Genomic DNA, 10,768 nt, shown 5'->3' on the forward strand with positions numbered 1-10,768 from the left:
CCTCTACTCCCCCGCTCCCCCGCTCCCCTGCTTCCACTGAGCGATCGCTTTTTGAGCCGCCTCATAGGATGGGGTATTGGGTGGAACTAACGCGGCTGTCTGAACGGCTTGTTGGAAATTTCCCCGCCACGCCCGTGAATTGGCAATCAGATAAATTTGGCGACTCCACTGAGCCGTTAACTGTTGAGCTTCAGCATATCCTGGTTGCCCTACTGGAACTTTACGAAGGGTAGCAATAGCACGGTTGTAGGAAGAGGCTTGATTGCGTCGTAGTTGTTGTTTGGCAGATTGGAGGAGGGCTTGATTTTGCTGCTGCTGCTTAGATTGAATAGTCCAACGGTTAATCGATTGCTGGGCTTTTGTATAAACGGACGGGTTATCTTGGGGAACTAATCGGGCAGCCGCGATCGCTCCCTGAAAATTACCCTGTTTGGCACGTCCCTCGGCTAAATCCAAAATTACCTGACTCCAGCGATTGATGTCTTGCTGCGCCTGTTCGTAAAGGGGTTCACCGGGTTTAATGGTACGGGCTTGAGCGATCGCCTGACTGAACAGCGATGCCTGATTGGGTTGGATCAAGCCCTTGGCTTTCGCTAAAGCGGTTTGGTTGGCTTGCAGGCGCTCGGGCTGGGAGGTTGGCGTTGCAGTTGCGGGTTGTTCCGGTTGGGGAGTGGGTGATGCTGCCGGAGAGGGATTGACACTCACAACCGTTGGCGGTGCAGTGGGTGAGGCATCCGGAGTAGGAGAAGATTGGCTCTTGCCAACACGGGCAGCCATTCCTTCCTCTGTGAGGAGTTTCTCTGTTTCGGTTGGCTGTGTTGCCTGTTGTTCTCTCCAGAGATAGCGGTTGCGGATTCCCACAGCCGCAATGAGCAGCGCCAAAACTAATGCTGCACCTCCAACCCAAAAGCGCCATTGCTGCCACCATTGCTTCCTATCGCCATCCTGTTTATCCTGCTCCTGTGAAGAGGAACTCACAGACATCAGGCTCAAGGGTCGATAATGTAAAGTAGAAGGACTGGCTGGTATTAACGAGGTAACAGGTTGTCTGCCTGTAGAGACGGAAGGCGTGTCTTCTACAGGTGCCGTTGCTCCATTATTAGACCCTTCGCCATACACCTCCCCTATATTCGCATTTGTTCCAGAACTAAGAGTCGAAGCGATCGCCGCCGCCGTTTTCTCGTTTGAGAGCGAGTTAAGGGCAGCGGGTAAAATGAGATGTTGCCTAGTATCCTCTGATGGGATAATTATCAAAGGGGTTTGAATCGGTCGCCAGTGGTGTTGGCTCAACTCAGGGAGGCGATCGCGCAAATATTGCTCAAGTTCTGCCAGGGTTATGCCTGTCTGATGATAACGCAGAGCCTCTAGCAGTGTGGCAGTAAACAAGCCATTCCCCAAGGCAGCAGCTTCGTGGGAAAATTGATCCAGTTGAGCTGAGAGAATCACTGCCATTCCCATTTGACGAGCTAACTCCACGGTTTCAGCACCAGCAAGGGTTCCCGTTGGTACTCCTGGAGAGCGGTTAATATCTAGTAGGAGTAAGAGATTGTCGTGGCTTTGCTGTTTGAGGGAATTCAACAGCGATCGCATGGGTATCCCCGTACCAGGAATATCATGGGGGTTAGCATCAATGGGCATGAGATAGTCAACGCCTTCCCAACAAACACCGTAGCCGCTGAAAAAGAACCAGCGCCAATTTTTAGAGAGGGAATTCATCCCATTTGTCGGGGAATTTTGGTGAGTTGTCTCCAGGCAGCGCCAGATTGTTTCCCGGTTGGGATAGGTTGACTGGCGATCCAGTGGTGGTGACGTATCGGTTAATAGCAGACAATCACTGGCTGGCAAATTGGCTTGCTCTACCAAAAACTGCTGCAATGCCCAAGCATCAGCTTGCCCGTAGTTCAGGGGCTGTAAAAACTGATAGCGGTTAATGCCGATTGAGATGCAAGCGTAGTTTGCCATGGCTCTAATTATCCAAGCCTGGAGGCTGGAACTTTGTTCATCAATAAATTGTCTTTAAAATCAGGCTCTTAAAGACAAAAATATTCTATAATTTCCTCCTATTCTCCATCATGTCAGAATAAGGGTCTGTTTAGGTTCTCAATAATGCATAAGCTAACACCCATTGAAGAATGCAAGTTGGTAATTTGCCGGATTACCGTAGAACAGGCAAGAAGCCTGTCTGGGGCATGGATTTGATGTCTTGAGCTGTTGCAATGCCAGTGTCGCTTAACCAGTGTTCTACCACGATGATAGAGTCTACAGTCCGAAAACAAATCGCACCGCTTAGTTTATTTGTACTGTTGGGATGTACGGGAGTCGGTTGGTTGACGACAACTGCCATCATCCCTCAAGTAGCCCAAGCCTACACAGCCCGAGTCGATGTTTCTATCAGAACCCAGCCCAACGAAACCTACGGAAACTTACTGCGCCGTGCTGAAGCGGTTGCCAGGGCAGCAGCGCAACGCAGTTTCGATGGGGATATTTTGGTAACGGACGTAGCTGTAACGATCATTGGGGAACACGATGGCGCAGTCGCCCCAGTTTTGTTATTAGACGTGAGTCGTCAAAATTGGAGAAATCGCCCCGAAACTCAATATTGGGCAACCTACTTCCCCAGTACCGAATTGCTGTTAGGATTTGAGCAGCCAACGGTGCAACCTCAAGGTCAGTTTGGGGAACCCAACTCTGCTCCACAGCGTCAGTTTGGGGAACCAGACCCTCCCCCACAAGCAGAACCAGCAGTTCCCCCAGAAGCACAACCGGGAGTACCACAAGTACCAGGAGTACCACCTATTCCACCACCGCCACGTCAGTTTGGGGAACCAGACTGAACGACCACTAGGGCGGTGCGTCGCCTTCCTAAAAAGAGAGAGGGCTTGCGTATAACGTTTGAGGTCGTGTGCTAGTCCCTCTATCGCGCAAGCCCTAGGCCATTCAGGTTCTGATTTGTCCCTATACCCCATTGTCTGCCTTGGGAGTGGATTGTCGCCTCAGCCAAAGTCCTTAATGTTTTAAGCCAATTTGCTGATTTACACGGTAAACTTTTTGTGGTATTGGTGTGAACTAAAGTTAAATGATTCTATCACATTTATCGTCCCGATCTGCAAAGTTTTCTTGACCAGATTACCCGCCCTGAAATTCAGGAAGCGCAACAAATCATTCCCACGGGAGCGGGTGTTTTAACCGGTTTAAGAAATAAACCCGTGCCGATGCAATTCATTCAGACTAAGGTAAGAGCTGCTCGTGCTCATGGCTTAGGTTCATCGTTTTTCTATTATGAAAGCCTCTGGGACTATGCACCAGAACCTGTTGCAGAACGGCAGTCTGTGTATAAATCGCTTTTCAACGTTCCCGCTTCCCGCTGGGCGATGAGGTGACTGTAGGGTGTTCTGGCAAAATCAACATCAGACCTAACCCCCCAGCCCCCTTCCCTACCAGGGAAGGGGGAGAATTCAAAACCTCTCTCCTGCAAGGAGAGAGGTTTTCCAGATCCCGTGAAAAGTAAGCCTTTAGACGAATTAGCAATTCATCCAAAATCTCAAATCCCTAGGCACCTCCCCTCAACTTATCCAACACACTCCGGTCTTCCAAGGTCGAAGTATCCCCAACAACCTCTTGACCTGATGCTAAATTCCGCAACAACCGCCGCATAATCTTACCTGATCGCGTCTTGGGCATCCCGTCAGTAAAGCGGATTCGACCTGGACGGGCGATCGCACCAATTTCCTTCACCACATGCGCTTTTAATTCCTTCTCCAGTTCATCACTCGCTTCATAGTCACTTTCCAACGTGACAAAAGCAAAAACATCTTCCCCCTTCAACTCATCCGGCGTACCAACCACGGCGGCTTCCGCTACGGCTGGGTGAGACACTAATGCCGACTCAATTTCCATCGTCCCCAAGCGGTGTCCGGCAACGTTAATCACATCATCCACACGACCCATTACCCAAAAATACCCATCTTCATCTTTCCTGGCACCATCCCCAGCAAAATAGAGGTACTGTCCATCCTTGGGTTGAATGTGCTCCCAATAGGTGCGGCGGAAGCGATCGGGATCGCCGTAAACCGTGCGCATCATTCCGGGCCACGGATGCTTCACGACTAAATAACCGCCCTGGTTATCCTCAACCGAATTCCCTTCCAAATCCACGATATCGGTGAGAATTCCAGGGAAGGGAAAGGTAGCAGAACCGGGTTTGGTGGGAATGGCACCGGGTAGGGGAGTAATCATGAAACCGCCCGTTTCTGTTTGCCACCAAGTATCCACAACCGGACAGCGTCCGCCACCAATCACTCGGTAATACCACATCCAAGCTTCCGGGTTAATCGGTTCGCCCACGGTTCCCAACAGTCGCAACGAGGAGAGATTCCGGGCTTTGGGATGGTGTTCACCCATCTTAATGAATGCCCGAATAGCGGTAGGGGCGGTATAGAAAATATTGACGCCATATTTTTCCACCACCTCCCACAAAGCGCCAGGATTAGAGGCGCGGGGAGCACCTTCATACATTAGGGTGGTAGCACCGTTAGACAGGGGTCCATAGACGATATAACTGTGACCCGTAATCCAGCCCACATCAGCGGTACACCAGTAAACATCCGTATCCTGGAGGTCAAACGCCCATTTGAGGGTTATGTGGGTGTAGAGGTTGTAACCGCCAGTAGTATGGACGACGCCTTTCGGTTTGCCGGTGCTGCCACTGGTGTAGAGAATGAACAGCATATCTTCGCTATCCATGGGTTCGGCGGGGCAATCGGCTGACACTCCCTGTTGCAAGTCATGCCACCAATGATCGCGTCCCGGTTCCATGTGGATGTTTTGACTCGTGCGTTTTACAACCAGGACGTTTTCGATTGTTGGCACGGCATCATTATCTAACGCTTTGTCTACTTCGTCTTTAAGGGCAACGATCGCATCTTTGCGCCAACCCCCATCGGCTGTGATCACCAGCTTAGCTTCACCGTCAATTAAGCGATCGCGCAACGCTTCGGCACTAAAGCCACCAAATACTACCGTATGGGGCGCACCAATTCTGGCACAGGCTAGCATTGCGATCGCGGCTTCGGGAATCATCGGCATATAAATCCCGACGCGATCTCCTTTTTGCACCCCCAACTGCTTTAAGACATTCGCAAACTGGCAGACTTCCCGATGCAGTTGGGCATACGTCAGCGTCCGGGAGTCTCCCGGTTCCCCTTCCCAAATCAACGCCGCCTTATTTCGACGCCAGGTTGTCAGGTGTCTGTCAAGACAGTTGTAAGAAATATTAATCTTGCCCCCCACAAACCACTTGGCAAAAGGCGGTTGCCAATCGAGTACTGTATCCCACTTCTGGAACCAGTGCAGCTCTTTTTCGGCTAATTCTGCCCAAAACTGTTCAGGATTAGCTTTCGCTTTGTCGTAGAGTTGCTGATACTCGTCCAAACTCTTGATGTGAGCGTTTTGCGAGAATTCGGCAGGGGGTTGGAATAATCGTTTTTCTTGAAGAATCGATTCAATCGTGGGCTGAGACATATCTTTTGGCTGTATCTGCTTTATTATTCAAGACCATTGTTAACGCAGATTCGCCAAAAAATAATTTGAATTTTATTAAGAAACGCAAAGGGTTTTCATAGCGGTTCGGATCTCCTACAGGTTTAACCCACTCTTTCATCGGTTTGTACAATAATGAAATTGCACGTCACTTAGCCAAAGTAACTACTGAGGCGATCGCCTTTGGCACTAGCGTAACTAATCGCTCCATGATTCCCACATGGAGCATAAAGGGGAAAAATGCCGCGATCGCAATTCCCCCTACAGGATTTTTGAGTAACTAAATCCAGGGAGCATTGTCCATCAAAGCATTTAACATTTTATGGAAGTTTTGACGCAATACTACGGCTAATAAACCGCAGAATATTGTAGTTGCTGCCATCACCAACCAAAAGTGATTGACGTGCCATACGCCGCCGAACAAGGCAAAGATGATTAGTCCAGCGCCAGCGCCTCCTGCAAATAGTAAGGTTGTTTCTTTGAAGGTGCGTGGTTTTGATTCCATAAGATTACCTGTTAATCGCTTCAGCAGTTGTTACTTTACTCTAACCCACATTCCGCACTTCAATATGTAGTATAACTGAAGTATGAGGGGCGATCGCTATCTGCTCTCGGATTCGGGCTTGATGCAAATCAATTACCTGCGGCAGCGAAAAATCAGGACTTTCCAAACACTCACGAATCTCATTCAAAGAAAAGCCGAGCTGTCGCAGCGACAGGATTTGCTGCAACCGGATGATATCCTGGTCACTATAGAGTCGATGTCCAACCTCAGTGCGATGGGAGGGTGAATGACCGGAGCTTCAACCGCCTCTCATAGGAAATAGCAGATCTATCATTGCTATTCCCTCCCCGTGGCGACATAGGCGATGAGCGATCGCATACGGATATAGATGTAGAGAGTTACTCCAATCGATGCCAGACCTTCTATAAAAAATGAGAGTATGCTTACAGGAGCCCAATAGATGAGTGATGGAATGGCTCGTGCTACGAAAGCCAGTAAAAAATAGACTAGATAAGCCCGAATTGACAAAGCTGCGCTCAAGCAAATAAATCGCTCAAGGAATTGCCGATTATCTCCCCGAAGATTGGCTCGAAAGCTTGCCATGATTCCCCATATCGTAATTCCTAGCGGAGCCAATTGAACCAGCGCAAACAGGGGTGATTGGAAGAGTAAAAAAAGGGATTGAAAATAGCTTGTTTGTCCAAAAATGCCATTTAGAACAACAATTACCCAAATAAAATTTAGCTTTTCGCGCTCTGATAGAGCCTCAATTTTTTATAAACAAATAGAGGTGATAGGTGATTTTGATCAAAAAAATAGGTCATTAATTCTAAAATCAGAACTAATGACCACAAATTTTAATATGGAATTGTCCGTTACATCTCACATCTTGCACCCGTCTCACTAACCGCCAGTGGTTTAAACCACTGGCTAATAGCCCGGAGTTTGAACTCTGGGCGGATTTTCGGGCTTATCGACAATGGTGCAAGATGTCAGTTACATCACATCTTGCGCTGAAACTCTTCCAGCAAATCCATTAAGTTAACCTGACACTGCATCGGCAGCAAATCGGTTAGGGGAACTTCCCGTTTACCGCCACCGAGTTTAATGGGGATGCTTTGGAGAATTTGCTGCACTCGATCTTCTGCCAGAGTGCCTTCAGTCAGCAAGGGGTAGAGACGTTCTGCCAAGGGGGTATGCAGGTGGGCATCTCGTAAGTAAAGATGCCACTTGGCAACATCAAGATAAATCATGTCGCCAATTTCGGCAGCGAGGGCTTCAATTGTTTCTGTGGTATTGGGATTAGCCATAGGAATTTGAGAGTTTTTTGGGATTAATGCACGCTGGTAGGGATATATCGATTCATCCTGACGGGGAATTCGTCGGATTATCTCGGGCAGGCAACGGGGAATAATCTGCGATCGCAAAAATATAGACCCCATGTGCCACTAGTATCAATCCCCAGATACCCGTAACCCAGTACGTCCAAGACCATTCGGCGGACTGCAACGTGCGAAAGAACCACGAACTAGAGTTACAAGCTGCAAAAATTGCGACATGAACAGCAAAATTCATCCGGTCATCTAGGCGTCGGTAAGCGGGGTCACGTCTATCGGGTTCGCGGGGCCAACGAGGAGGCATAAATAAGTGTTATTAGTCAGTGGTTAGCAGTTATTGGTTCTAACTGACATCTTGCACCTTTGTCGATAAGCCCGAAAATCCGCCCGGAGTTCAAACTCACATCTTGCACCATTATCAGTAAACCCGAAAACCCGCCCAGAGTTAAAACTCCGGGCTAATAGCTTAAGTCCATCGAAATGGACTACAAGTCTTATCCAGTCGTCTTTAGACGAATGCAAGCTATGAGCTAGTGGTTTAAACCACTGGCGGGTTGTTGCGACTGGTGCAAGTTATCAGTTCTAACCAACAACTAACTTAATTTTAGAACTCTAACTTGCACCTGCCGAAATTTGGTAATCACCTGACTTGCCCCCTGTCTTACTCAACAAGCGAATTGATTCAATTTGGATAGACTTTTCCAAGGCTTTTGCCATGTCGTAGAGGGTAAGGGCAGCAACAGAAACCGCTGTCAGGGCTTCCATTTCGACACCTGTTTCGGCTTTAGTTGTTACCGATGCCTGAATCTGATATCCCGGTAACTGGGGGTCGGGTACAATTTGCACGTCTATTTTGTGCAATGGCAAAGGATGACACAGAGGAATCAACTGGGCGGTTTGCTTGGCTGCCATAATTCCACCTAACCTAGCCGTTCCCAATACATCCCCTTTGGGAGCATTCCCAGTTTCAATGGCGTTGAAGGTATCGGCTTTCATCCGCACTTGTGCAGCAGCCACTGCCTGACGCTGGGTAGGAACCTTGACAGAGACATCTACCATCTGGACTTGACCCTGACTGTCTAAATGGTTCAGGGATTGGATTTCCGGAGATTGTTGCGACATTGAATTTAGATGTGGTACGATTAGTAATCGGTGAGTAAAACCGAGCTAGGGCTTGTAGCTCAGTGGACTAGAGCACGTGGCTACGGACCACGGTGTCGGGGGTTCGAATCCCTCCTAGCCCGTTTCAGAAGGCATGAGTGTAAATCTCGTGCCTTCTTTGTTTTTTGTCGATTGCCAAATTATTTGTCGCTGTTGTCAGATTAGTGTCATCTTGACAAATTATGTGTCGTCTTGCCAAATCCGTTGTTAAACGCTTACCCACTGCGTTTGAGATTAGCTCCAGTAATGCCCTTGTCTGTGCGCCTCAGATGCAGAACTCCAAAAACTCGCAACGGCTGAACCAAAGGGCGAAGCGTAGGCTCAATCTCTAATGGATAAAGACAGCTAAACTTAAACTTTATGAAGCTTTGATGAAGATTGAGTTACCAATGAATCTTCACTTAGGATTAGCTATTAGGATTAACGTGTTGGTGGTGCTAAACCCTAAGTCTTAGAGATTTAAGCGCCTGTATCCTTTGCTACCAATCTTATCGAAAAGATGCGAAAGCGAGTCACTTAATCTTTATCAGCCAACTTAGCTCAAAGATTTCTTGTTGAATAGTGTGATTAGTGAGGATACGTGCAATGAATAAGATACTAGCGGCTTCGTTGCTGGGAACAGCCATGATCTTGTCAGGAACAAAAGCGAATGCCGCGATAATTGGCGATGTTGAAGGAACGCTAAGTTTGAAGAAGACTGTTCCTAATACGGTATTTATACCTGAAGGACAAGATCAAGTTTTAGTTTCAGTGGGTGCCTCAAGTACTTTAACAACAATGTTTGAAACAGATGCGGAAGACATTGTTAATGGAATTAAGGCAATTTTCTTTAGTTTCAATGATGAAGATATATCCGATAAGAATGAATCGGTAAATATACCAGGAGCCGGTTTGCAAACAGAGATAATCACATATCAATTTTCGCAAGAATTCTTGTTAAGCCCAGGGACTTACAATATAGTCGCATCGGGTGTTTTTTTTGGTGATGGCAAAATAGTTAATCCTATTAAGTCTACATCATTTACAGTGGCAGCAGCAACAGAAGAAGCTCCAGAACCACTAACCCTCCTAGGTTCAGCAACAGCTCTAGGATTGGGAGCCTTGTTGAAGCGAGAGCATTCAAAAAGGCAGGGGAAGACAAAAGCCTAGAAACGTAAAAAGTGTAGATGGCTGAATCTTCACCTTTGAAACATTAATTAACCGTAAGGAAAGTTGTAGGTGTTAGGAAAAATTCTTCATCACCTAAAACCTACAACCTACGAACTATCCACCTACCCCCTTCACGATCGCCCGAATATCTGGATGATGGAATAGAAGACCTGTACAAAAAAGACCCTACATTATTCTATGCTCACCCGGATTAAAGACTTAGCTCAAGAACTCGCCCCCCGCTTGATTGAAATTCGCCGACACTTTCATGCTCACCCAGAACAACGATTACCAGGGAACGTCCGCTTTTTGTTCCAACCTGCCGAGGAGATAGCTCAAGGTGCCAACTGGATGGTGCAAGATGGGGCGATGAATGATGTTAGTGCAATTTTTGGAGTTCATGTTTTCCCCTCCATTCCCGGAGGTTCGATTGGTATCCGTTATGGCGCACTGACGGCAGCCGCCGATGATATAGAAATTTTTATCACGGGAGAATCGGGTCACGGCGCTCGCCCCCATGAAGCCATTGATGCCATTTGGATTGCTGCACAAGTAATTACCACTCTCCAGCAGGCAATTAGCCGCACCCAAAACCCTCTGCGTCCTATGGTCTTGACAATTGGACAAATTAGTGGTGGACGAGCGCCGAATGTAATTGCCGATCAAGTACGATTAGCGGGAACCGTGCGATCGCTCCATCCCGAAACCCATGCGAATCTTCCTCAATGGATTGAATCGATTGTAGCGAATGTTTGCCAGATGTATGGTGCTCGGTACGAACTGAACTATCGGCGGGGAGTCCCTTCGGTGCAAAATGACTTAGCCTTAACGCAGTTATTGGAAGAATCGGCAAAAGAAGCATGGGGAAGCGATCGGGTGCAACTCTTACAAGAACCTTCAATGGGAGCTGAAGACTTCTCCATGTATCTAGAACACGCTCCTGGCACCATGTTTCGTCTCGGCGTCGGATTTCCGAACAAGCCCAACCACCCACTGCACCATCCTCAATTTGAAGCCGATGAATCTGCGATCATAACGGGTGTAGTTACACTTGCCTATAGTATCTACCGATATTGGC

13 protein-coding genes, 1 tRNA gene and 1 pseudogene are annotated in these 10,768 nt (G+C 47.9%); 6 read left to right on the forward strand and 9 right to left on the reverse strand.

Translation table 11 applies throughout. The annotated features are described in order from the left end of the window. Positions 1 to 3 precede the first annotated feature (3 nt). The gene (locus IQ257_RS27165) at positions 4 to 1,962 is read right to left on the reverse strand and encodes a caspase family protein (protein WP_193880539.1); all 1,959 of its coding nucleotides are present in this window, start codon (positions 1,960 to 1,962) and stop codon (positions 4 to 6) included. A gap of 287 nt (positions 1,963 to 2,249) precedes the next feature. Here IQ257_RS27165 and IQ257_RS27170 point away from each other — a divergent pair, with 287 nt between their 5' ends. Further along, complete coding sequence (locus IQ257_RS27170) at positions 2,250 to 2,834, forward strand: hypothetical protein (RefSeq protein ID WP_193880536.1); 585 nt, start codon at positions 2,250 to 2,252, stop codon at positions 2,832 to 2,834. Between the two features lie 378 nt (positions 2,835 to 3,212). After that, positions 3,213 to 3,380, forward strand: coding sequence for a hypothetical protein (locus IQ257_RS30425; RefSeq protein ID WP_228061076.1), 168 nt, complete (start codon positions 3,213 to 3,215; stop codon positions 3,378 to 3,380). Positions 3,381 to 3,549: 169 nt separating this feature from the next. On the opposite strand, the gene acs is transcribed toward IQ257_RS30425, so the two are convergent. Together acs and IQ257_RS30430 are read right to left on the reverse strand one after the other, a co-directional pair. Continuing rightward, the gene (gene acs, locus IQ257_RS27180) at positions 3,550 to 5,520 is read right to left on the reverse strand and encodes an acetate--CoA ligase (protein WP_193880522.1); all 1,971 of its coding nucleotides are present in this window, start codon (positions 5,518 to 5,520) and stop codon (positions 3,550 to 3,552) included. Further along, entirely contained in the window at positions 5,501 to 5,659 is a 159-nt protein-coding gene (locus tag IQ257_RS30430) for a hypothetical protein (protein ID WP_193880519.1), read from the reverse strand. The genes acs and IQ257_RS30430 overlap by 20 nt, the downstream gene beginning before the upstream one ends. Positions 5,660 to 5,663: 4 nt before the next feature. Between IQ257_RS30430 and IQ257_RS27185 the strand changes: the two genes are divergently transcribed. Further along, a complete protein-coding gene (locus tag IQ257_RS27185) occupies positions 5,664 to 5,822 on the forward strand; it encodes a hypothetical protein (protein WP_193880516.1) in 159 nt (52 codons plus the stop codon). Here IQ257_RS27185 and IQ257_RS27190 read toward each other — a convergent pair. From IQ257_RS27190 to moaC, 6 genes and pseudogenes are all read right to left on the reverse strand, one after another. Beyond that, positions 5,819 to 6,043: a hypothetical protein gene (locus IQ257_RS27190; protein WP_193880514.1), complete on the reverse strand. Its 225-nt coding sequence runs from the start codon at positions 6,041 to 6,043 to the stop codon at positions 5,819 to 5,821. The two genes, IQ257_RS27185 and IQ257_RS27190, sit on opposite strands and share 4 nt — an antisense overlap. A gap of 40 nt (positions 6,044 to 6,083) precedes the next feature. After that, positions 6,084 to 6,311: pseudogene (locus IQ257_RS27195) on the reverse strand (MerR family DNA-binding protein); the annotation flags it as partial. Positions 6,312 to 6,379: 68 nt separating this feature from the next. Further along, entirely contained in the window at positions 6,380 to 6,646 is a 267-nt protein-coding gene (locus IQ257_RS27200; RefSeq protein ID WP_193880511.1) for a hypothetical protein, read from the reverse strand. A 398-nt stretch (positions 6,647 to 7,044) separates the two neighbouring features. Continuing rightward, positions 7,045 to 7,353: a DUF3181 family protein gene (locus IQ257_RS27205; protein WP_193880508.1), complete on the reverse strand. Its 309-nt coding sequence runs from the start codon at positions 7,351 to 7,353 to the stop codon at positions 7,045 to 7,047. Between the two features lie 52 nt (positions 7,354 to 7,405). Next, positions 7,406 to 7,684: a 2TM domain-containing protein gene (locus IQ257_RS27210; RefSeq protein ID WP_193880505.1), complete on the reverse strand. Its 279-nt coding sequence runs from the start codon at positions 7,682 to 7,684 to the stop codon at positions 7,406 to 7,408. Between the two features lie 308 nt (positions 7,685 to 7,992). Next, on the reverse strand, positions 7,993 to 8,502 hold the full coding sequence (gene moaC, locus IQ257_RS27215) for a cyclic pyranopterin monophosphate synthase MoaC (RefSeq protein ID WP_193880502.1): 510 nt from the start codon (positions 8,500 to 8,502) through the stop codon (positions 7,993 to 7,995). Between the two features lie 48 nt (positions 8,503 to 8,550). Between moaC and IQ257_RS27220 the strand changes: the two genes are divergently transcribed. From IQ257_RS27220 to IQ257_RS27230, 3 genes are all read left to right on the forward strand, one after another. After that, positions 8,551 to 8,624: transfer RNA gene (locus tag IQ257_RS27220), tRNA-Arg, on the forward strand. Positions 8,625 to 9,126: 502 nt separating this feature from the next. Beyond that, entirely contained in the window at positions 9,127 to 9,690 is a 564-nt protein-coding gene (locus tag IQ257_RS30435; RefSeq protein WP_228061078.1) for a PEP-CTERM sorting domain-containing protein, read from the forward strand. A 198-nt stretch (positions 9,691 to 9,888) separates the two neighbouring features. Next, positions 9,889 to 10,768: amidohydrolase (locus IQ257_RS27230; protein WP_193933372.1), on the forward strand; the 880-nt coding region annotated here is incomplete at its 3' end.

It is taken from the genome of Coleofasciculus sp. LEGE 07092, from assembly GCF_015207375.1.
GTDB lineage: Bacteria > Cyanobacteriota > Cyanobacteriia > Cyanobacteriales > Coleofasciculaceae > LEGE-07092.